At 63.8% G+C, this 21,315-nt stretch carries 23 protein-coding genes and 1 tRNA gene; 10 read left to right on the top strand and 14 right to left on the bottom strand.

The window, feature by feature from the left end:
• Positions 1-44: 44 nt before the first annotated feature.
• From O7B34_RS20555 to O7B34_RS20540, 4 genes are all read right to left on the bottom strand, one after another.
• Positions 45-1,604, bottom strand: a complete 1,560-nt coding sequence (locus O7B34_RS20555; RefSeq protein WP_337147777.1) for a M81 family metallopeptidase — start codon at positions 1,602-1,604, stop codon at positions 45-47.
• A 78-nt stretch (positions 1,605-1,682) separates the two neighbouring features.
• Complete coding sequence (locus tag O7B34_RS20550; protein ID WP_140811112.1) at positions 1,683-2,507, bottom strand: carbohydrate ABC transporter permease; 825 nt, start codon at positions 2,505-2,507, stop codon at positions 1,683-1,685.
• Positions 2,504-3,373: a carbohydrate ABC transporter permease gene (locus tag O7B34_RS20545; protein ID WP_337147776.1), complete on the bottom strand. Its 870-nt coding sequence runs from the start codon at positions 3,371-3,373 to the stop codon at positions 2,504-2,506. The genes O7B34_RS20550 and O7B34_RS20545 overlap by 4 nt, the downstream gene beginning before the upstream one ends.
• A gap of 139 nt (positions 3,374-3,512) precedes the next feature.
• On the bottom strand, positions 3,513-4,739 hold the full coding sequence (locus O7B34_RS20540; protein ID WP_337147774.1) for an ABC transporter substrate-binding protein: 1,227 nt from the start codon (positions 4,737-4,739) through the stop codon (positions 3,513-3,515).
• A gap of 182 nt (positions 4,740-4,921) precedes the next feature.
• Here O7B34_RS20540 and O7B34_RS20535 point away from each other — a divergent pair, with 182 nt between their 5' ends.
• Genes O7B34_RS20535 through O7B34_RS20525 form a run of 3 tightly spaced genes read left to right on the top strand, consistent with a single transcriptional unit; the run spans position 4,922 to position 7,663 of the window.
• Complete coding sequence (locus O7B34_RS20535) at positions 4,922-5,692, top strand: SDR family NAD(P)-dependent oxidoreductase (RefSeq protein WP_337131863.1); 771 nt, start codon at positions 4,922-4,924, stop codon at positions 5,690-5,692.
• Positions 5,693-5,694: 2 nt separating this feature from the next.
• On the top strand, positions 5,695-6,765 hold the full coding sequence (locus O7B34_RS20530) for an ABC transporter ATP-binding protein (RefSeq protein ID WP_337147772.1): 1,071 nt from the start codon (positions 5,695-5,697) through the stop codon (positions 6,763-6,765).
• 16 nt (positions 6,766-6,781) lie between these two features.
• A complete protein-coding gene (locus O7B34_RS20525) occupies positions 6,782-7,663 on the top strand; it encodes a MurR/RpiR family transcriptional regulator (RefSeq protein ID WP_027144548.1) in 882 nt (293 codons plus the stop codon).
• Between the two features lie 7 nt (positions 7,664-7,670).
• Here O7B34_RS20525 and O7B34_RS20520 read toward each other — a convergent pair whose 3' ends face one another.
• On the bottom strand, positions 7,671-7,994 hold the full coding sequence (locus O7B34_RS20520) for a DUF167 family protein (RefSeq protein WP_337147771.1): 324 nt from the start codon (positions 7,992-7,994) through the stop codon (positions 7,671-7,673).
• A 7-nt stretch (positions 7,995-8,001) separates the two neighbouring features.
• Positions 8,002-8,295 (bottom strand): YggT family protein, encoded by a 294-nt coding sequence (locus O7B34_RS20515; protein ID WP_015315112.1) that lies wholly within the window; start codon positions 8,293-8,295, stop codon positions 8,002-8,004.
• 147 nt (positions 8,296-8,442) lie between these two features.
• Between O7B34_RS20515 and O7B34_RS20510 the strand changes: the two genes are divergently transcribed.
• The 5 genes from O7B34_RS20510 (at position 8,443) to O7B34_RS20490 (ending at position 11,814) form a co-directional block, all read left to right on the top strand.
• A tRNA-Ala gene (locus tag O7B34_RS20510) sits at positions 8,443-8,518 on the top strand.
• Between the two features lie 319 nt (positions 8,519-8,837).
• Positions 8,838-9,587: a helix-turn-helix transcriptional regulator gene (locus O7B34_RS20505; RefSeq protein WP_337105570.1), complete on the top strand. Its 750-nt coding sequence runs from the start codon at positions 8,838-8,840 to the stop codon at positions 9,585-9,587.
• 410 nt (positions 9,588-9,997) lie between these two features.
• Complete coding sequence (locus tag O7B34_RS20500) at positions 9,998-11,056, top strand: SagB/ThcOx family dehydrogenase (protein WP_337147770.1); 1,059 nt, start codon at positions 9,998-10,000, stop codon at positions 11,054-11,056.
• A gap of 67 nt (positions 11,057-11,123) precedes the next feature.
• A complete protein-coding gene (locus tag O7B34_RS20495) occupies positions 11,124-11,375 on the top strand; it encodes a hypothetical protein (RefSeq protein WP_140510785.1) in 252 nt (83 codons plus the stop codon).
• A 115-nt stretch (positions 11,376-11,490) separates the two neighbouring features.
• Complete coding sequence (locus O7B34_RS20490; RefSeq protein ID WP_337147769.1) at positions 11,491-11,814, top strand: hypothetical protein; 324 nt, start codon at positions 11,491-11,493, stop codon at positions 11,812-11,814.
• A 25-nt stretch (positions 11,815-11,839) separates the two neighbouring features.
• Here the strand turns inward: O7B34_RS20490 and O7B34_RS20485 are convergent, their stop codons facing one another.
• Genes O7B34_RS20485 through exbB form a run of 3 tightly spaced genes read right to left on the bottom strand, consistent with a single transcriptional unit; the run spans position 11,840 to position 14,202 of the window.
• Positions 11,840-12,784, bottom strand: a complete 945-nt coding sequence (locus O7B34_RS20485; RefSeq protein WP_337147767.1) for an energy transducer TonB family protein — start codon at positions 12,782-12,784, stop codon at positions 11,840-11,842.
• Positions 12,781-13,248 (bottom strand): TonB system transport protein ExbD, encoded by a 468-nt coding sequence (gene exbD, locus O7B34_RS20480; RefSeq protein WP_337147766.1) that lies wholly within the window; start codon positions 13,246-13,248, stop codon positions 12,781-12,783. The genes O7B34_RS20485 and exbD overlap by 4 nt, the downstream gene beginning before the upstream one ends.
• A gap of 12 nt (positions 13,249-13,260) precedes the next feature.
• Positions 13,261-14,202 (bottom strand): tonB-system energizer ExbB, encoded by a 942-nt coding sequence (gene exbB, locus O7B34_RS20475; protein WP_337147765.1) that lies wholly within the window; start codon positions 14,200-14,202, stop codon positions 13,261-13,263.
• 296 nt (positions 14,203-14,498) lie between these two features.
• Here exbB and O7B34_RS20470 point away from each other — a divergent pair, with 296 nt between their 5' ends.
• Positions 14,499-15,185 carry a cysteine hydrolase family protein gene (locus O7B34_RS20470; protein ID WP_337147764.1) on the top strand — a complete coding sequence of 229 codons (687 nt, stop codon included), beginning with the start codon at positions 14,499-14,501 and terminating at the stop codon, positions 15,183-15,185.
• Between the two features lie 6 nt (positions 15,186-15,191).
• Here the strand turns inward: O7B34_RS20470 and O7B34_RS20465 are convergent, their stop codons facing one another.
• Together O7B34_RS20465 and O7B34_RS20460 are read right to left on the bottom strand one after the other, a co-directional pair.
• Positions 15,192-16,133: an LLM class flavin-dependent oxidoreductase gene (locus O7B34_RS20465; RefSeq protein ID WP_337147763.1), complete on the bottom strand. Its 942-nt coding sequence runs from the start codon at positions 16,131-16,133 to the stop codon at positions 15,192-15,194.
• 133 nt (positions 16,134-16,266) lie between these two features.
• Positions 16,267-16,422 (bottom strand): hypothetical protein, encoded by a 156-nt coding sequence (locus O7B34_RS20460; protein ID WP_337147762.1) that lies wholly within the window; start codon positions 16,420-16,422, stop codon positions 16,267-16,269.
• Positions 16,423-16,720: 298 nt separating this feature from the next.
• Here O7B34_RS20460 and O7B34_RS20455 point away from each other — a divergent pair, with 298 nt between their 5' ends.
• Positions 16,721-17,488, top strand: coding sequence for an SDR family NAD(P)-dependent oxidoreductase (locus tag O7B34_RS20455; protein WP_337147761.1), 768 nt, complete (start codon positions 16,721-16,723; stop codon positions 17,486-17,488).
• Positions 17,489-17,585: 97 nt separating this feature from the next.
• Here the strand turns inward: O7B34_RS20455 and O7B34_RS20450 are convergent, their stop codons facing one another.
• The 3 genes from O7B34_RS20450 to O7B34_RS20440 are packed head-to-tail and all read right to left on the bottom strand — an operon-like array spanning position 17,586 to position 21,093.
• On the bottom strand, positions 17,586-18,530 hold the full coding sequence (locus O7B34_RS20450; protein ID WP_027144559.1) for an ABC transporter permease: 945 nt from the start codon (positions 18,528-18,530) through the stop codon (positions 17,586-17,588).
• Positions 18,527-19,582, bottom strand: a complete 1,056-nt coding sequence (locus O7B34_RS20445; protein WP_337147760.1) for an ABC transporter permease — start codon at positions 19,580-19,582, stop codon at positions 18,527-18,529. The genes O7B34_RS20450 and O7B34_RS20445 overlap by 4 nt, the downstream gene beginning before the upstream one ends.
• Positions 19,582-21,093: an ABC transporter ATP-binding protein gene (locus O7B34_RS20440; protein ID WP_337147759.1), complete on the bottom strand. Its 1,512-nt coding sequence runs from the start codon at positions 21,091-21,093 to the stop codon at positions 19,582-19,584. The genes O7B34_RS20445 and O7B34_RS20440 overlap by 1 nt, the downstream gene beginning before the upstream one ends.
• Between the last annotated feature and the right edge of the window lie 222 nt (positions 21,094-21,315).

The following is a 21,315-nucleotide window of genomic DNA, read 5'->3' as shown; positions in this document are numbered from 1 at the left end:
CTGTTTGCAATTTCGACCTTCGCAGGTTTCTTGTTGTCCCAAGACTATCGGTGCCGCGATCCTTCGCGCCCCCCTCTGCCCTGCCGGGCATCTCCCCCACGAGGGGGGAGATTGGCAGCGTCGCCCGCGGCACCCGCCCAAGGGTCAGCCACCCTTGGCCACACTGGCCGGGTCAGCTTCGTGTAATTCGTCGCCGCCGGATTGCTGGGATACGAACTCGGCGCCGCGACATAGATGATCTCGGCGGCGATCGGCTCGAAGCCGGCGTAGAAATGATTCGTTGATTTGATCAGCAGTATGTCCTTCGTCAGCGGATCGACGCCGATGTTGGAAAAGACATCCGGCTCGAAGGTCTGCGTGCGATTGGTGTTCAGGATCACATCGACCTCGGTACCTTCGATGCGCACCACCGCTGACGGTCCCAATGTCACGCGGCTCGGCCCGAAACTCTGCCAGCCTTCGCTGACAGCCTTTATTACAGTGACGCGCGCGTCGATCGGCTCGCCCGCCTGAGGCCCGGCCTTGCCGCCGAATCGCAGGGCGATGACCGCGCCCTCGCCCGCCGCCTGGCAGAAGGTCACCGCGATCGGATCCCAGATTGTCGCCACGCCGACGCTTGTGATGCCCCGCGCCAGCAGTTCGCGCAGCACGATGGTGCCGTCGCCGGGAACGCCGCCGCCGGGATTGTCCCAGATGTCGGCGATGACCACGGGCTTGCCGGGATTTTCGGCGCGAACGACCAGCGCCCGATCGATGCCGTCGGCCGCACTCAGCATGGTCATCGCCGTCGTTTCGCGCATGGCATAGAGCTCGCGTCCCAGCCGCTCCGCCAGAGCATCGCCTTTGGCCTTGTCATCGTTGGTGACGACAAGGATGCGCGTGCCCATTTCGGGCACGTCCGCGGCCATGAAGCCATGGATGACCGAGACCGACAGCACGCCGTCCTTGCCGTGCAGCGCCTTGATGCGGTCGACGAAGGAGCGCATCGGTTCGCGGCTGGTCGGCAGCACCTGGATCATGCGGCAGTCGAAGGTCGAGATGACGGGTTTGATCTCGCCGCGCGCCGCGGCAAGTCCAAGTTCGACGACGTGCTCGCCGCGCTCGTAGAAATCGGTGTGCGGGAATTCGAGGAAGTAGGCCATGATGTCGGACGCCGCCACGCGCTTCGGCGTCAGATGGCTGTGCGGATCGAACTCGCAGGCGATCACCACGCCAGGCCCGACAATGCCGCGCACGCGCTCCAGCAGATCGCCCTCGCAATCATCATAACCCTGCGCCACCATGGCGCCATGCAGGCCCAAAATGACGGCATCGACCGGAAGTGCCGCCTTGAGCTGGCCGAGTATCTCGTCGCGTAGCGCTTCATAAGTCTGCCGCTGCACGAGACCGCCGGGCTCGGCCCAGGTCGCGGTGCCTTCGATCACGGTCAGACCTTCCGCGGCCGCGCGACGGCGCAGCGCCACCATCGGCGAGGAACACAGGGTCGGGGTTTCCGGATGCTTGCCCGGCCCGGCATAGAACGCCATCTCGAACGAGGCCCGGTCGGTCGGCACCGGCGAGAAAGTGTTTGTTTCCGTCGCCAGCGAGGCGGTGAAGACGCGCATGAAAGCTCCATGGACTTCTTGTTTTTCGCAATTCCGGACGGAAAACCGCTGCGCACTTTCCTGGACTTGCTGGGATCGCTACTTGACCGCCCCGAGCGCCAGCCCCCGAACGAGATAACGCTGCAGCCAGATGAACAGAATCGCCACCGGCAAAGTGGCCAGCAGCGTCGCGGCCATGACGTGATGCCATTCGATCGTGTAGCGGCCGGCGACCAACGAGAACACCTGGATCGGCAGCGTGTAGCTCTCCTGGCTGCGCAGCATGGTCAGCGCCACGACGAATTCGTTCCAGGCGTTGATGAAGGTGAAGATCGCCGTCACCGCGATCGCCGGCAGGCAGAGCGGCAGAAACACTTTGCGCAGCGTCAGCCAGCGGCCGGCGCCTTCCATCCAGGCCGCCTCCTCGAGGTCACGCGGAATGGTGTCGAAATAGCTCTGCAGCATCCAGACCGTGAAGGCGACGTTGAAGGCCATGTAGATGAAGCCGAGCGCGGTGGTCGATTCGACCAGCCCCCAGGCGGCCATCAGCCGGAACAGGCCGAGCACCAGCACGATCGGCGAGATCATCTGCGAGATCAGCAGGAACTGGCGAAAGGCGCCGTAACCGGCAAAGCGAAAGCGCGACATCGCGTAAGCCGCCGGCACCGAGATCAAGATGGCGCCGACGGTGGCGATCACCGAGACATAGAGTGAATTGGCCAGCGCCTGGCCGAAGCCGGTCGCCACCCACATGTCGGAAAAATTCGACCAGCGGAACTCGCTCGGCCACCATGTGGGTGTCAGCACCTCGGTCCGTGGCTTGACCGCCGTCAGGAACATCACCGCGAAGGGAAAGATCGTCACCACGATCAAGGGCGCCAGCAACAGCCAGGCGATGACGGTGCGCTTCAGCTTGCCAGTCATGCGCGCTGCTCCCGCATCGCCAGGCGTACATAGATCATGGTGAAGATCAGCAATATGGCGAACATCACCAGCGACACCGCCGAAGCCTCGCCGAGTTTGCCGATGCGGAACGCGAGCTTGTAGAGATGGGTGACCAGGATGTCGGTCGAGTTGGCCGGCCCGCCCTGCGTCATCACCCAGATGATCGGGAACGAGTTGAAGACGTAAATGGTGTTGAGCACGATGGCGATGTTGATGAACGGCTTCAGCAGCGGAAAGGTGATCTCGCGGAACTGCTGCAGCGGCGTTGCCCCTTCCAGTGCGGCCGCCTCGTAGAGATCGTCCGGGATCGACGACAGGCCGCCGAGGAAGATCGTGGTGGTGAACGGCACCGTCACCAAGATGCCGATCAGAACCTGCATCGGAAAGGCGGTTCCGGCCTGTGCCAGCCACTGGATGTTGTGGTCGATCAGGCCAAGCCCGATCAGCGCCGAATTCAGCATGCCGCTTTCGCCGCTCAGCGCCCAGCGCCAGACCACCGCCGTCATGGTCAGCGACACCGCCCAGGGCAGCATGATGATGACACGGGCAAGGCCCCGGCCATAGAAATCGGTATTGAGGATCATCGCCACCGGTATCGAGAGCAGCAGCGCGCCGCCGACCACCAGCACGGTCCACACCCCCGTGCGCCAGAGTGCGGCGACAAAATCGGGATCGGCCGTCAGCGCGGCGAAATTGGCAAGGCCGCTGAACTCGCGCAACTGACCGAAGCGGTTGACGTCATGCGTCGCGATCTGGATCAGGTCCCAGACCGGCCAGAAGATGACCACCGCCGCCAGGAACAGGCTGGGCAAGGTCAGGAGATAGGGCAGGAAGCGATTTTGCATCGGCTTGGGTTGAGTCCCGGTGCGCTGGATCTGAGTTTCTGCTTATGCGAATTTCGGATCCGCTGCACCCGGCAGGAAATCAAGGTGTGGCGCGCCCCGCCTGAGTCGGGGGCGCGCCACGGGCGCAGGGAGATACGCCCTATTTCTTCAGCACCGCATTGGCCTTGGCCGCGGCGTCCTTCAAGCCTGCCTCGGGATCGCCGCCGAGATAGATCTTCTGCATGGCATCCGAGGTGATCTGGGCAACTTCTTCCCAGCCCGGGATGACCGGCGCGAAACGGGCATCCGGAAGCAGGGCGGTGAAGGCGGCGAGATCGGCGTTGTTGACGTAATAATCCATCTTGGCCTCTTCCTTGTTCACCGGCAGGAAGCCTTCGCCTTGCGTGAACTTGGCGCGCTGCTCCGTGGTGAACAGGAAGTCCATCAGCTTCCAAGCCTCGTCCTTGTTCTTGGAGTTCTTGAACATGATCATGGAGTCGGTGACGCCATAGGTGCCGCGCGCGCCGGTCGGACCGGCCGGAATGGCGGCCACGCCGTATTTGAGGCTCGGCGCCTCCTCCTTGATCTGGTTGGACAGGAAGGGCGCCGTGATCATCATGCCGACCTTGCCCTGCTTGAACAGGTTCTGCACGTCCTCGCGATTGTTGGAGGTGACGCCGGGCTCGGTCAGCCCCTCGTCGATCATCGACTTGTAGAGCTTGGCGGCTTCGAGCGCGCCCGGCGTGCCGAGGCCCGACGTGCCGTCCTTGTTGAGGATCTCGGTGCCCTGCGACCACATCGCGTAATAGTAATAGACGTCGGTCTCGATCTCCTTGCCCTGCAGGCCGAAACCGAAGGCACCCTGCGCCTTGATCTTGCGCGCGTCCTCCTGCAGTTCGGTCCAGGTTGCCGGCGGCTTGGCGATGCCGGCCTTCTCGAACAGCTCCTTGTTGTAATACATGGCGCGCGCCGAAGCGGCGATCGGCAGGCCGTAGGTCTTGCCGCCCATGATCGAGGGCGACAGGAAGGTGTCGATGAAGCGGCCCTTGAATTCGGGCGTGATATAGCTGTCGAGCGGCTCGGCGACATCCTGCTGGACGAAATCGATCAGCCAGCGCGTGCCTATGATGGAGAGATCCGCATTGGTGCCGGCGGTGATGTCGGTGGTCAGCTTCTGCAAGAGCACATCCCACGGCACCACCTCGAACTTGACAGTGATGCCGGGGTTCTTCGCCTCGAACTCCTTCTTGACCTGCTCGAAGTAGGGGCCGGTCTTGGCGCTGTACTCAGCGACGGTAACCCGCACTTCGCCGGCATCTGCCTGCGCCGCGAAGGCCAGCATGCCCATTCCGGCCATCAGGCCGGCAGTCCATTTTGCAAGGTTCATCCGATCTCTCCCATTTGTTTCGCGCATTCGCGCTCCTTGTGCCGGTGCTGACACAAGATTTATGTGACTTTCCTACATTATTGATGAATTCGCCGCATGCAAGCGGATTAATATGTTGCTTAATTACATCTTGTTCTTTAGCCTCCCGGCATCTGCCTGACCCTGCGGGAGGAGCAAGCGCCGTGGTTTCGAGAGCCGAATTCGAAGGCAGGACCGTCATAGTCACCGGCGCCGGTGGCGGCCTTGGCTCGGCGATCGTCGCACTGCTGGCCGACAGAGGCGCGCGGGTGGTCGGCTGCGACCAGTCGCAAGAGGCGCTGGCGAGCCCGCACCTTGCCTCGCGCCATGTCTTCGACCTTCTCGACCGGGCCTCGGTCGAAGCCGCGATCGCCGCCGTGCTTGAAAAGGACGGCGTCCCCGACATCCTGATCAACAATGCCGGCTGGACCCGCGCCGAGACGCTTGATGCGCTGACGGCGGACAGGATCGAGCACGAACTCGACCTCAACCTGACCGGCGTGATGATGTTCGCCGATCCCATTGCCAAGGCGATGGCCGCGCGCGGTTCGGGCAGCGTCGTCTTCATTTCCTCCGTCAACGCCATCGCGCATTTCGGCAACCCCGCCTATGCCGCCGCCAAGGCCGGCATCAACGCCTATGCCAAATCGATCGCCGTCGAGCTCGGCCGCCGCGGCGTGCGCGCCAATGTGGTTTGCCCCGGATCGATCCGCACCGCCGCCTGGGACCATCGCCTTGCCAAGGACCCTGAGATCTTGGGCAAGCTGCAGCGGCTCTATCCGCTCGGCCGCATCGTCAACGCCTCGGAAGTCGCCGAAGCGGTGGCTTTCCTTGCTTCCGACCGGGCCTCGGGCGTAACAGGCGTGGTGATGCCCGTGGATGCGGGATTGACCGCCGGCTGCCTGCCGTTCATCGACGACATATTGGGAGCCTGACCATGACCGACGTCGAGTTTCGCAACCTGTCGAAATCCTTTGGCCAGCACAAGATCCTCGAGGACATCAGCCTCGACATCAAGAGCGGCGAGTTCGTGGTGCTGGTCGGCCCGTCTGGCTGCGGCAAATCGACCTTGCTGCGCATGCTGGCAGGATTGGAGACCATAAGTTCCGGCGATCTCCTGATCGGCGGCATGCGCGCCAACGACCTGCCGCCGCAGCAGCGCAACATCGCCATGGTGTTCCAGTCCTATGCGCTGTTTCCGCACCTGAAGGCCTCGGACAATATCGGCTTCGGCCCGAAAATCCGGGGCGAGAACCGCACGGCTATCGACCAGAAGGTCAAGAAGGCGTCCGGCGTCCTCAACCTGTTCTCCTATCTCGACCGATATCCCCGCCAGCTCTCAGGCGGCCAACGCCAGCGCGTCGCCATGGGGCGCGCCATCGTGCGCGAACCCTCGGTGTTCCTGTTCGACGAGCCGCTCAGCAATCTCGACGCACAGTTGCGCGTGCAGATGCGCACCGAGATCAAGGCGCTGCACCAACGGCTGAAATCGACCATCGTCTACGTCACCCACGACCAGATCGAGGCCATGACCATGGCCGACCGCATCGTGGTGATGGACCGCGGCAGGATCCAGCAGGTCGGGGCACCGCTGGAGCTCTATGACCGGCCGGCCAACAAGTTCGTCGCCGGCTTCCTCGGCTCGCCGTCGATGAGTTTTGTGTCCGGGGCCCTCAAGACGACGCCCGAGAAAACCTGGTTCGAGTCGGTCGGCGGCGGGCGGCTTGCGCTTGCCGGCAAGCCGGTACCGGCAGGCAGTGCGGTGGAGGCGGGCATCCGGCCCGAGCATTTCATCGTCGGTGAAGCCACCGGCACCATGACGCTCAAGGTTGACGTCGTCGAGCCGACCGGTTCCGAAACCCATGTCTACGGTGCCATTGGCACTGATACGGTACGCGCCGTGTTCCGCGACCGGCTGCCGGTCCGGCCAGGCGACCTGCTGCCGGTCTCCGTCGATCCCGGCAACATCCATCTGTTCGACACGGCGACGGGCCTGCCTCTGAGATGACGACGGAAACTCGGATATGAAGACGCCTGCCGACATCATCACCCGGCTGCAGCTGATGTCGCAGGACGGCACCAAGTCGGATCGCCGGCTGGCAAGCCTCGTCCTGTCCGACCTCGACTTCGCTTCGAAGGCCGCGATCTCCGAGATTGCCGCGCGCGTCGGCGTCAGTGAGCCGACGGTGACCCGTTTTTGCCGCAATCTCGGCTGCGAGGGCCTGCGCGACTTCAAGTTCCACCTGGCGCAGGCCATTGCCATCGGCGGCCAGTATCTGTCGCCGGAGCCGCTGAGCCGCGACGCCCGCGAGCAGCGCATTGCGTCGGCCATCACCGAAGCGGCTGTCACAGCCATCCAGCGCGCCAGCGAGAATCTCGACATGACGACGCTGGTCGATGTCGCCGCGCGGCTTGCTGCGTCAGGCAATGTGCTGTGCATCGGTTCGGGTGGCATTTCCTCGATGATGGCGACCGAAATGCAGAACCGGCTGTTCAGGCTCGGCCTGCCGGTTCTGGCGCAGATCGACGGGCAACTGCAGCGCATGTACGCCGCCGTCGCCACGCCGGACACCACCGTGGTCGCCTTCTCGGTCTCCGGCTATGCCCGCTCGGTCATCGAGGCGGTGCAGGTCGCCCAGCAATATGGCGCCGCCACGGTGGCCGTCACCGCGCCCGACTCCGCACTGGCCAAGGCCGCCGACACGGTCATCCACCTGCAGCCGCTCGAGGACGGCAACATCTACAAGCCGACATCGTCGCGCTACGCGCTGCTGGCGATCGTCGACATGATCGTGACATCGGTCGCCGAGACGCGCGGCCCGAAGGTGCTGGAGAACCTGCGCCGCATCAAGCAGAGCGTGAACACGCTGAAGGTCGACGATCCGCGTTTGCCGCTGGGCGATTGATTGAACTTCAGGCAGAGGATTGATCGCAGACCGCTTCGACACGTCTTGCCAGCGCAGCCGGTTCGCCAACAATGCGCAGCGTCTTGAGCCGGGCCGTGCCGCCTGCAACGACCGAAACGGCCGAAGCCGGCACGCCCAGCGCCTTGGCGACCAGCTTCTCCAGCGCTTGATTGGCGGCGCCGTTTTCCGGCACGGCGCGGACCCGCGCCTTCAAGTGACTTCGTCCGTCCGCCGATATCTCGACACTTTCGAACCTGTCCACCGAAGACTTTGGCGTCAACCGGACAAACAACTCGATGCCGTTCTCGCGAATGCGGTACGGCGCGCCCATGCGATCGTCAGGCCAGCAGCAGCGGCGCCACAGTGGTGAGAATGAACTGCCTGAGGAAGAACAGGATCAGCAGCAGGATGATCGGCGAGATGTCGATGCCGCCTAGGTCGGGCATGAAGCGCCGGATCGGCCGCAGCGCCGGCTCGGTCAGCCGGTAGAGCATGTTGCCGATGCTGCCGACGAACTGGTTGCGCGAGTTGACGACGTTGAATGCATAGAGCCAGGAAAAGATCGCCGAGGCGATGATGACCCACCAATAGAGGTCGAGCGCCATGACGATGGTTTGAATGAGGGCGAGCATGCCGGTCTCCAATTGTTGCCGACATGTAGCCATTACGCGCCAAACCGGCAAGGGCAGGTTCCGCCATGCGGCCGGCGGTCGGGTTTTCGGTGAAGCGCCGCCTTGACAGGAAACCGCGTCCCCCGATAAATGCGCCATCCGCTGGACGGGGCTGTAGCTCAGCTGGGAGAGCGCGTCGTTCGCAATGACGAGGTCAGGAGTTCGATCCTCCTCAGCTCCACCAGCGGAATAATCGATTGTCCGCCTTTCCCGAGCGGTAACGCCCAAGCATCACACGATACCTGCGATGCGTCACACGGCGTCAATGCCCCCAAAAATGGCCAGATGCGATTTCGCGTTCCCAAGGCGAAATGGTTGTCAATTGGACTTATGGCGATGGCCTCTGTCCGGTAGACGCTATTTTTTTTGGAAGCAGCCCCATTAGACTGGCGTTCTCAAATCAGTTTTTTCTGTGTGTTGTGACAAGGCGTTTCGGCAGGGGCGACCGAAGGCGCTATACGGATTCCGACTCGAAATGAAGAAGCCGCCCTCGGAAGCAAAAAGTGTCCATTCGCGAGAATCTCGCTGCAAATCTCAGGCGGCTCTGCAAGGACCACGCTTCCGTCAGCGCGGTGTGCCGCGAGCTGGGCATCAACCGCACGCAGTTCGAGCGTTACCTGCAGGGGCAGACCGTTCCCAACAAGACCACCGCCAAGCTGATCTGCGACTACTTCCGCGTCGATGAACCCGAACTGTACCGGGACCCCGGCACGCCTGAGCTCTCGGCTCCCGGCCTGCCGCCGATTTCCGAAAGCCTATTCACCCAGATGATCCGCCCGCCCGCCCCGTCGATCGCGAGCGGCACCTATTTCACTTATTTTTCGATTCCGACCCGCGCCGACCTCCTGATGCGCTCGGTGACCTTCGTGCGTCGCGAGGCCGAATTGGTCACATTCCGCAGGGTTACCGGATGGTCGGAGCGCCGCGGCTCGACATGGGCGCGGGCGCGCGGCAATCACTATGGCGTGGCGATCTCGCGTCTCAACTGGATCTATTTCAGCGGCGTCAACCGCCGCCAGACAGGCGAGCCGTCGCTGATCTCGGTGCAATGGGCGCCTATCTCCGAACCGGTGCTGACAGGCAAGGCCATGCTTCTGACCGAAACCGGACCGGCATTCGTGTCGGTCATCATGCGGCAGGACATGTCCAATATCCCGCCCAGGCGTGCGATCCGCATGGCGCACGTCATCAGGCTTGATGATCCCGGTATCGATCAGCTCGTCGTCAGCCTCGCCCGGGATGGGCTGGGCTAGCCACTTGCTTACGCTAAATAAGAACAAGAATATCCCGAAAAAGCGTATGCTGGCGTTTGCCTACTCCTTATCTGAGTAAAATCGATTTTTTAGACTTTACCGTCAAGAAAGATATTTTAGATCATATTTGATTTACTACAATTTTAACAAAGCATTAACTCCTCGGACCATACCTTTCTTCTCGCGGATCCCTTTTGGGGATCCTTCAACAGATCCCATTGGGGGGTCGGGAAAGGGACGAAAATGGCCAAGAAAGTCAACAATGCCCCGAAGCTGACGGTTGCCGCTGGCACGCAGACCGCCTTCTTCTCGCAGGGCATGCACTACAACAAGCGCTGAAGTCGTTCGGCGCCGACGGGCATTCGCCTGTCGGCGCTCCACATCCACGAACGGCATACAGCATCATGAAAATGCGCTCTTCAAAAACGCTCGTCTTCTACCCTGGGACCAACAAGGTCACGGCCTGCAACTTCCTGACCAGAAGCGTCTTCGAATGCAGCCCCGAAGTGGTCGGCCTCCTCGCTTCCTGGGATGAATGGGCTTCCCCCGCGGAGATCGCGCGCGCCCACGGCTGGTCGAAGGCCGACCTGAATGCCGTCGTCCCGCAACTGCTCGATTTCTCCGCCCTCGTCACCGCCGGCTCGCCGCTGGCCGAACAAGAAACACAATTCTCCGGGCAATGGGGTTGGGGCCTGCCGACCGCGCTGATGCATTTCTGCGTCCAGGACTCAGAGTTCATGACCATCGAACAAGCGGAGGCTCGGCAGATCGAACGCGCCGGCCATGTCGCGCAGCCAGACCTGCTGCTGAGGAATGATCCGGGCGCCATCCGGCTGCCGGACGCGCTGGCAGACAACGACCTTCTGGCCCTGATGGCCCGCCGCCGCACCAACCGCACTGCGGGCGCACCCACCATCACCTCGCGGCAGCTCTCCGATTGCCTGTTCGCGGGCATGGGCATTACCGGCGAGACCGGCAACTGCGTCGGCGCCCTGCCGCTCGGCATGACCCCTTCGGGCGGTGCGCGAAACCCCTACGAGGCCTATGTGGTTGCACTCGGCGTCGAAGGGCTGGAGCCCGGCGTCTATCACTATTCCGCCGCCGATCATGACCTCGGCAGGATCTCGGCCAACCATATGCCGAAGATTTCGGAACTGATCGGCGGACAGGAATGGGCTGACGCCATGCCGTGCCTCATCCTGCTTTGCGCCAGGCTCGACCGCACCATGTGGAAATATGAGGATGCCAACGCCTACCGCGTCGTGCTGATCGAGGCCGGCCATATCGGCCAGAACATGATGCTCGCGGCGACCGGGCATGGCCTGTCGGCCTGCCCGACAGCGGCGCTGAGCCATTCGGCGATCAAGCGCCTTCTGGGCCTCGACCGTCTCACCGACGCGCCCATCTATGCGTTGACCCTCTCAACCCCGGAACTTGATCCGCATTCGGCGGCTTGGTCGATCAATTAGCCGACTTAACATGCCAGATGTAGCCAATACGCCTTCCCAGAGTTCCATCCGATGACAGGAGCAGCACGTGTCAAATCATTCCTTACGTCAGTCAGAGCTCGATAGTCTCCAATATATCGCGACGATGACCAATGAGCTGGTGCAGATGGCCGAAGCAAGCCGTTTTCCCATGATCTCCTATCTGCTCGGCATGGCCTATGCCGAGGCCTTCGATGTCTTGCGCGGCGCACGGCCGGCCAGACATGCGCAGCTCAGCGGCAACCCTATGCACCCCAAGGCACACGCGAAAGGCAACCACGCTCAGCCAAGGACAGCCTAGCGCGGTGCTGCAAAACTTGCTGCCGCTGCTGGAAAAGGTCGCCGCGGACCTCGGCCTGATCGCCGGCAGCCCGCGACACGGACATTCATGCGCACAGATTTGAGGGGACCAGCAAATGAACATGATCGTGACCATCAGGAGCGCCGACGCCGGCGAAAGCATCTTCGCCCGGCTGAAGGCCCTGATCGCCAGCCGTCCGGCCTCGCCGGATGCTGCCCGCTTCGAGGCCCGGCAGCTGATTTCCATGGCAATGGCCGATACGTGGCAGGCCGACAGCCTCTGGGGCGCGGCGGATGCCTTTCACGTCCATTTCGACTTCATGATGCAGACCATCGACATCAATGGCGCCGGCGATCCCAACCTTAGAATCCTGCGCACCAAATGCCGCTTCTACCTGGAACAGGTCGAGGCGCTCTGCCAGTCGATGAGCCGGCGATAGACACCGTTCAACTCCTGGGCGGCTGCTAGTTCCGCAAACTGAACACAAATGGCGCCGTACGGCTGACGCGCGAGCCTAGTTCCGACGGCGGCGCCGGCACGGTGGCGCCCTGCAGCACCGCGAGCGCGGCACGGTCGAGTTCGGCATCGCCGGACGAACGGACCACGTGCGCCGAGATCACCCGGCCTGAGGCATCCACGGTGAAGGCCACATTGGCATTGCCCTGCGCGCGTCGTGATTTCGCGGCGCTCGGGTAGCGCTTGTGGCGGTTGATCCACGCCGTCAGCCGCGATTCCCATTTGGCTGGGCTGACACCCGAAATCCCGGCCGCCGATTTCGGCGTCGCTGCCTTGGCGGCGAACTTGATCTCGGCGCTCGCGGCACTTGCCGTCTTCGGCGGTTCCGCCTTTTGCTTCTTCGGCTTTGGCTTGGGCATGTCGACAGGCCTTTTGACCTTGGCTTCGGCCGGTTCCTTTTCCTTGCGGCGCTCCGTCGGCTTTGCCTGCGGCAGCGGAACGACAACCTCCGGCGCGACGGTCTCGACGATATCGGGGACGACCTCCTCCAGCGGCGGCTGGTCGACTGGTTCGACTTTCGCCGTCTCCGTTGGCTCGTCCGGCGGCACCGTCTCCGGCTCGGCAGCAGGCTCCGCTTGCTCGATCACCTTGTCGGGTTCGGCTTTGGTGACCTTTTCGGTCTCTTCAACCGGCTCGGTCTGGTCGGGAATGGCCGCATCGCGCATCGCGGCCTGTTCAGGTAGCGCCGGCGTCACCATCATCGGCGCCATTTCGATCATCAGGGCTGGCGGCGGTCCGCCATCCGGCAGGTCGGCTGGACTGAAATTCTGCACGGCATAGGCGACCGCGACGTGCGCCCCAAGCATCAGCACGGCCGCACATGCCCACAGGCCAAGATCGCGCCAGCCGAAGCGCGACAGGACCATCGTGGCCGAGGCGGCGGAGCATGTCATGGGGCAGCCGTCGCGCCTGGCACCGGTGCGGCGGCATCACCGGCGGGAGCGGCCTCCAGGCCGACCAGGGCGACCTTCAGATAGCCGGCTGCACGCAGCAGGTTCATCGCCTCCATCAGGTCGCCATAGGCGACCGCCTTGTCGGCGCGCAGGAAGATGCGCGTCTGCTTGTCGCCCTTGGTGCGGCTGTCGAGCGTGGCGGCAAAAGCCGGGCGCGGCACGGTGTCGTTGCCGATCGAGAGCGTGAGATCATCCTTCAATGTCAGGAAAAGCGGGGTCTCCGGCCGCGGCGCCGATGTCACGGTCGACCCGGGCAGGTCGACATTGACATCCACCGTCGCCAGCGGCGCCGCGACCATGAAGATGATCAGGAGCACCAGGATGACATCGATGAACGGCGTGACATTGATCTCGTGGCTCTCCTCGAGGTCGTCATCCATGGTCTGGCGGATCCGGCTGCCCATGGTCTTGCTCCGTTACTCGGCCGCCACCGCCGTCGCGGGTGCGACGGAGCGGAAATCGAGGTCGCGGCTGACTAGCCGTTCGACGCCCGCCGAGGCGTCGGCCAGGATCTGCCGGTAGCCGGCTATGGAGCGGGCAAAGACGTTGTAGATCACCACCGCCGGAATCGCCGCGACCAGGCCCATCGCGGTGGCCAGCAGCGCCTCGGCGATGCCTGGCGCGACCACGGCGAGATTGGTGGTCTGCGCCTGCGAAATGCCGATGAAGGCGTTCATGATACCCCAGACGGTGCCGAACAGGCCGACGAAAGGCGCGGTGGAACCGATCGTCGCCAGCAGGCCGGTGCCGCGCGACATGCGCCGCGACGCCGCCGCCTCGATGCGCGACAGGCGCGAATTGACCCGTTCCTTCAGGCCGTCTCCCCCAACATGGTCGAGCGCACCGGCCGAAAGCGCGGTCTCTTCCTCCGCCGCCCGCACCAGGAGCGCGCCGGGGCCGCCACCGCGGTCGAGCGCACGGCTCGCCTGCTTCAACGTCGCGGCATCGCCGATCGCGCGAACCGCGCGACAGATGCGCAGCTTGCCGCCGAAAATCTCCAGCGATTTGGCCAGCCATATCGTCCAGGTGACGAGCGACGCGAAGGCCAATCCGATCATCACCGCCTTCACGATGATGTCGGCGGCCATGAACATGCCCCATGGCGACAGGTCGTGCGGCAGGTTCAACTCCATCGCCCCCGCAGGTGCCGCCCCCGCCGGCAGCGCGGGCGCAGGCGTCGAAGGTGCGGCCGTCGTGGCGGGTGCCGGTGCGGCTGGAGCAGCTTGTGCCGCTTCGGTCGGCGCGGCAGGTGCCTCGACTGCTGGAGCAGCGCCGGCCGGTTGCTCCTGGGCCATCGCGCCGGTCGCCGCCAGGATCACCGATGCGACAAATGCCGCCAACAAACCATGTCTCGACACGAGCTTCTTCCTTGTCCTTACCGCGGCCCCTGGTCATGGCATTTCTCCAGCGCGGCCGCCGCATTCCAATCCGGCTGCGCCAGGCAAGGTACCCGGCTGACTATGAAACATGAACTTATTAGTCAACATTAAAGACGACTGCAATGCTCAACAATTTGGGAACGCGCCGCAAAATCCGTGAAACGCTACGGCGCCGGCGGTCTGCGATACCCGCCCCGGGCTGCACGATGACAGGCACCCGGGGTCGCCGTGTCGATGCGGACTCGCTAGACTGATCCGGCGGCAAGGAGTTCCGGATGATCAAGGCAATACCTTTCGACTACCCCTATGACGGCAGGCTGGTTGCCGAAAACACCGCGTTGATCGTCATCGACCTGCAACAGGATTTCCTGTCGACATCGGGCTATTTCGCCAGAAAAGGGTATGACCCCTCGCCGCTGCGGGCGATCCTGCCGACGGTGAACCGCCTGATCGCGGCCGCACGCGAAGCCGGCGTCATGATCATCCACACCAGACAGGGCTACCGCGCCGACACGGCCGACATGACGCCCTACGAGAAATGGCGCCGCAAGCGCGCCGGCCTCGACGGCACCGACGTCCTGCTGCGCTCCGGCGCAGGGTTCCAGATCGTTCCGGAGATCGATGTCGCCCCGCGCGACATCATCGTCGACAAGACCTGCAACAGCGCTTTCACCTATACGGATTTCGAGCTTGTGCTGCGCGCGCAAGGCATCACCCATCTGATGTTTTCCGGGTGCACGACGGATGTCTGCGTTCACACCACGTTGCGCGAAGCCTGTGACCGCAATTTCCAGTGCCTGACGATCTCGGACGCCTGCGCCAGCGGCGACAGGCAAGCGCATGAAGCGGCGTTGCACATGGTGACGGTCGAGGACGGCGTCTTCGGCGTGCTGGCCGATTCGGACGCCGTCATAGAAGGGCTGTCGCGGCTTTCCGGCAGACATGAAGCAACAGACGGTTGATGGGTCTCAGCCCACTGCTCGCGTCTCCAACCTTGCGCCAGGCGCATAAGCTCCAGGCTGGAATTCGCAGGCCTCCCGGCGCGCCAGGGAATTGCGCAGCAGTGCCAGTGTTTCCCGGCCAACTGTCGCGATCTCGTGTGGCGTGTCGACGCCGACGACCATGAACTCATCGATCCCGAGAGCCGCATAGGCAAGCAACGACAGTGCGACCTGGGCCGGTGGCCCGGAGAGGTCGACCGCCTTGTGGCCGGCGGCGGAAACACCTTGGTGAATCCTGACCGGAAGCGCGAAGCGCAGTTTGCCGGCACGGCCATATTCAGCTGCGGCGCCCCGCGCCCGCTCCATCAATTGCCTGATATCGTCGATCGAGCCCGGCGCCAGCTCGAAGAGATCGGCATGCCGGCCGGCCACCTTCAGCGCCGTTCCGGATTGCCCGCCCATGCGGATCACGAGGTCGGCGCCATGCGGACCCTTGCGCGGCACGTAACCGCCCTTGATGCTGTAGAACGCGCCTTCGTGATCGAAGGGCCGGTCGTTCGACCACAGCCGCTTCAACAGCACCAGATATTCGTCGATGCGCTGCCAGACGACGCCATGGCCGACCGGCCGTGTCTCGGCATCGTCATCGTTCAGCGGCTCGCTGATCATCCTGAGCGCCAGCCGTCCGCCGCTCTCCCTGTCGATGGACGCCAGCTGGCGGGCAGCCACCGTCGGGTCGATCACCCCGGCCCAATGAGTGAGCACCACTTCCAGCGAAGCGGTGCGGTTGAGCACCTGGGACGCAAGATCCATGTTGGTCAGCAGCCCGGCCGAATCGTCGACGACGATCTTCTGGAAACCGCCGTCCTCGATCAGCCCGAGCTTCGTCGCGGTCTCGGCGAAGTCATAGAAAAAAGGAACCGCCGCGTCGGCGGTCTTGCCGGGAATATGGGTGAATTCGATCGGCATTGTCATCTCCTCCATCTCTGGAATCACTGATGCTGTGAAATGCGGCCCCTCAGGTGCGCGAAAGCGCTCCGGGATCCGGTTCATTCAACTCCGATTGCCTGAAAGCTGTGGGGCAACAGCCCCTGTCGATCCCTTAGGGAATAAGGCCCAGCACGACTGCCCCTGTGAACACGAACGCAAGGGCAAAGACGAGATAGGCGAAAGCGCCGGCATAGGCCGGGCGATAGCCCTGGGCATTGGCCAGCTTCTGGCCGTTGCTGTCGGTCTGGGCGTTCTGGATATAGGACATATCGACCTCCGTCTCGCCGGTTAATCTATAAAACTTGTAGACTTTGTCGATTGCTATTTTTACGCCCTGGGCAAAACTATTTTCTGATCGATGGCCGAAAATTGGTACAAAATTGCTGTGGAGACATATCCAGGCGGTCGACGGAGGTGGATGGCGGCATCGCTTCACGCGCTTTGAATGAACCTATGTGCTTGTCGCCGTTGCGCCTATTTCCTGCATTGGCCACCCGATGCAGGAGGGATAGCATCGCTGCCGGTGGCAACATGAAATCGTCCAAAAGGACGTTGGGAGCAGAAAAATGGGCGAAAGACTGACCGGCAAGGTCGCCATCATTTCGGGCGGCGCGACGGGAATGGGCGGCGCGGCTTCGGAACTGTTCGCCGCCGAAGGCGCCAGGGTCGCGATCATCGACCGCAACGGTGAAGCAGCCGCTGCAACCGCGGCCGCGATACGCGCGCGGGGACACATAGCCGAACACTGGGTGGCCGACGTCTCTGATGAGGCCCAGGTCGCAGCTGCGGTTACAGGCGCGACCGAAAAACTCGGGCCCGTCACCGTGCTGTTCAACCATGCCGGCACCATCGTGATAAAGCCGTTCCTGGAGACGACGCTGCAGGAATGGGATTGGCTGCACGCCGTCAATGTGCGTTCGATGTTCCTGATGACACGCGCCGTGCTGCCCGGCATGATCGCGGCCGGCGGCGGATCGATCGTCTGCACCTCGTCGATCTCGGCGGTAGCGGCGACGCCGAATGAAGTGCTCTACGACACCACCAAGGGCGGCTGCCACATGTTCGCGCGCGCCATCGCGGTGGAGTTCCGTGACCGCAACATCCGTTGCAACGCCGTCTGTCCCGGCTTCATCAGAACGCCGCACGGCCTGCGCGAGGTCGCCGACCTCGGCAGGCTCGGCGTCGATGTCTCGGACGCCGCACTGGCCGCGCAGCAGGGCCGCATCGGCGAGCCGGAGGAAGTCGCGAAGGCAGCGCTTTACCTGGCGAGCGACGAGTCCAGTTTCGTCAACGGCACGCATCTGTTCGTGGACAATGGGTTTACCGCGATGTGAGGGGTTCGGGTTTTGGGTCTTCGTCCCAGGGACAGCTTGGCGCCCTTCCTCTACCCCGTCGATCGGGGGAGAGGAAAGGATGCCAATTCCTATTCGCTTACCGCTCTTCCCGCCGAAACGGCTTCAGCAGTGCCGAGGGTGCCACCGCGTTGCGCGACATGACCGCCATGGCGACTATGGTAAAGATGAACGGCAGCATCAGGAACGCCTCGTAGGGGATATGCCCCAAACCGCTCGCCTGCATGCGGAGTTGCAAGGCATCGACGAAGGCGAACAGCAGCGCGGCCCCGGCTGAGCGCCACGGGTCCCAGCGGCCGAACACGACCAGCGCGATCGCCACCCAGCCGCGCCCGGACACCACGCCGAAGGTGAAGGCATTGAATTGCGCCATCGACAGGAAGGCGCCGGCGAGCCCCATCAGGGCGCCGCCGAGAATGACGGCCTGGAAACGCGTGGCAATGACGCTGACGCCGGCCGAATCGGCGGCGCGCGGGTTTTCACCGACCATGCGCACCGACAGGCCCCAGGGTGTGCGGTAGAGCACGAAGGCGGCGAGCGGGATGGCAATGATCGCCATGTAGACCAGCGCGAACTGGTTGAACACCGCAGGTCCCAGCACTGGAATATCTGAGAGGACCGGGATCGGCAGCGTCTGAAAACCCTTGATGCTCGGCGGCACCGATTGCTGGCCGAAGATCAGCCGGTAGAGGAAATAGGCAAGGCCCGACGAGAACAGCGTGACGCCGATGCCGCAGACATGCTGGCTGAGGCCGAGCGCCACCGTGAACAGCGCATGCAGCGCGCCCATCAGCATGCCGGTGAGCACCGCCACCAGCACGCCGAGCCACAGGCTTCCACTGAGGCTGGTGGCGGTGAAGCCGGTCATCGCGCAGAGCAGCATGATGCCTTCGATGCCGAGATTGAGCACGCCGGCCCGTTCGGAGAACATTTCGCCGAGCGTGGCAAAGGCCAGCGGCGTGGCGATGCGGATGATGGCGGCGAGAAAGCCGACCTGAAAAATCTGTTCGAACACCGCGCTCATCCGATGGCTCCGACGCGGCGGATGCGATAGGCGGTGAACAGCAGCGCTACCAGCATGGCGAGCAGCGCCGTGCCCTGGATGACGTCGCTGAGGAAGGCCGGCACGCCGGTCGCCCGCGACATCGCCTCCGCACCGGTCATCACGGCGGCCAGGAAGATCGCCGCAGGCACGACGCCGAGCGGGTTGAGCCGCGCCAGCATGGCGACGACGATGCCGGAATAGCCGTAGCCCGGCGAGATGTCGCTCATCACCTGGAAGTGCACGCCGCCGACCTCGCCGACGCCGGCAAGACCAGCCAGCGCGCCCGACAGCAGCGCCGTCGAGATCAGCACTCGCTCGACATGGATGCCGCCATATCTGGCCGCTTCCGGGTTTTCGCCGGTAACCCTGATCCGGAAGCCGAGCGTCGTGCGCACGATCAGGAACCAGATCAATGGGGCCGCAACCAGCGCCGCGACGACACCGAGATGCAGCCGCGTGCCTTCGATCAACACCGGAAAGTTCGCCGAATCCTCGATCGGCGGCGAAATCGGGTAGCCGCTGAAGCTATCCTTCCACGGCCCTTCGATCAGCGCCATCAAGGCGTAGTAGATGACCGAGTTGAGCAACAAGGAGCTCACCACATCATCGACCTTGAATTTTACGCGCAACGTCGCCGGCACCAGCGCGACCGTGGCTCCGGCAGCGGCACCCGCCAGCGCCATCAGCAGCATGGCGAGCGGCCCCGGCATGGGGATGGCGCCAACAAAACAGCTGGCCACCGCGCCGGCAAGCAATTGCCCCTCGGCGCCGATGTTCCAGAATTTGGCACGAAAGGCGACAGCCACCGCCAGCCCGGTGAAGATCATCGGTGCGGCCCGCACCAGCGTTTCGGTGATGGCATAGCTGTCGCCGAGCGAAGCCGTGAACATAACTCCGTAGGATTCGAGGACACCCGCGCCGGCCAGCGCGATCAGCCCGCTGCACAGGATGAGCGTGGCGGCGATCGCCAGCAGCGGCAAGGCGAGGTTGAACCAGGCGGGTGTCGAGGTGCGGACTTCGAGGCGGAACATCAGCCGTGCCCCTCCGCGCCGGTCATCAGCAGGCCGAGCCGCGCGACGGTCGCGTCGGCGCTGTCCAGCGTGCCGGCGATGCGGCCTTCATACATCACCGCGATGCGGTCGCAGAGCACCAGCAGTTCTTCCAGATCCTCGCCGATGACGATGATGCCGCACCCCCGTGTGCGCATGTCGAGGAATTTTTCGTGGATGAAACGGGCGGCGCCAATGTCGAGGCCACGCGTCGGCTGCGACACGATCAGCACCTTTGGGTCGAAGGCAAGCTCGCGCGCCAGCAGCGCCTTCTGCAGATTGCCGCCGGACAGCGCGCCGGCGCGCGTCATCGGCCCGGGACATCTGATATCATAGGCCTTGATCTGTTCTTCGGCGAAAGCGCGGATCGCATCCGGCTTGAGCAGCCCCCTGGCGGAGAAGGCCGATGTGCCGATGCGCGGCAGCACCATGGAATCGGCGAGCGGCAGATTGGTGACCAGCCCCGTCGTCATGCGGTCCTCCGGGATGCGGCCAAGGCCCAGCGCCTGCACCTCGCGCGGCGAGAACCGCGATACGGTCTGGCCGGCGATGGTCATCAGGCCGGCATCGGGCGCGCGCACGCCCGAGATGACCTCCGCCAGTGCCCGCTGGCCATTGCCGGAGACGCCGGCAATGCCGAGGATTTCGCCGGCACGAACCGCAAGCGACACATCGCGCAGCGCCGTGCCGGAATGCCGCGAGGTTGAAATGCCATCGAGCGTCAGCACACCGGCGCCGGGCGTCGACGGCCCCCTCGCCGGCGGCACGATCTCATGGCCGCACATCAATTGCGCCATTTCGGCCGACGTCGTGTTGGCCGGATCGTCGACACGGCCGGCGACGCGGCCATGCCGCAGCACGGTGCAGCGATGCGTCAGCGCCCGCACCTCGTTGAGCTTGTGCGAGATGAAGATGATGCCGAGCCCTTGCGCCGCCATCGACCGCAACGCCGAAAACAACCCGTCGACCTCGCTGGGCGCCAGCACTGCCGTCGGTTCGTCGAGGATCAAGAGCCTGGCGCCGCGAAACAGCGCCTTGACGATTTCCAGCCGCTGCTGCTCGCCGACCGCCAGCGCCGAGACCGGCAGATCGGGATCAAGCGTCAGCCCGTGCTGGCTGCTGATTTCAGCAAGCCGGGCCAGCCCGCTGGCGCGATCGATCCGCCCCAACTTGCCCGGAATACCGATGAGCAGGTTTTCCAGCACCGTCAGCCGTGGCGCCAGATGGAAATGCTGGTGCACCATGCCGATGCCGGCGGCCAGCGCATCGGCCGAGCTCGTGATCCGTACCGGCCGGCCCTGGATCAGGATCTCGCCGGCATCCGGCGCGTAAGCGCCGAACAGCACGTTCATCAATGTCGTCTTGCCGGCGCCGTTCTCGCCGAGCAGACCGAGGATTTCGCCCGGCGCCACGCTGAGATCCACGGCCTCGTTCGCCTTGAGGGCGCCGAAGGTCTTGGTGATGCCGCGCATTTCGATGAGGGGGGCGGACAAGGGCGCTCCTGAGAGGATTGGCTTTACCACGGCAGCTTTGATTGAGAGGGATGCGCTGCACCCCCCTCTGACCTGCCGCCCATCTCCCCCTCAAGGGGGGAGATGGGATGTCATTTCGGCTTTCGCCACTCCAACCTCTAAGAACAAGCACTGCCGGAGAAACCGCCGATCTCCCCCTAGAGAGGTTGAGGAGTGGTCCGCGAAGCGGACGGAAAGCCAATT

This window comes from Mesorhizobium sp. Cs1299R1N3 (assembly GCF_037179625.1).
In the GTDB taxonomy this organism is placed as follows: domain Bacteria; phylum Pseudomonadota; class Alphaproteobacteria; order Rhizobiales; family Rhizobiaceae; genus Mesorhizobium; species Mesorhizobium salmacidum.
Note: the sequence above shows the minus strand (reverse complement) of the source record. Positions and strands in the feature narration are given on the sequence as shown.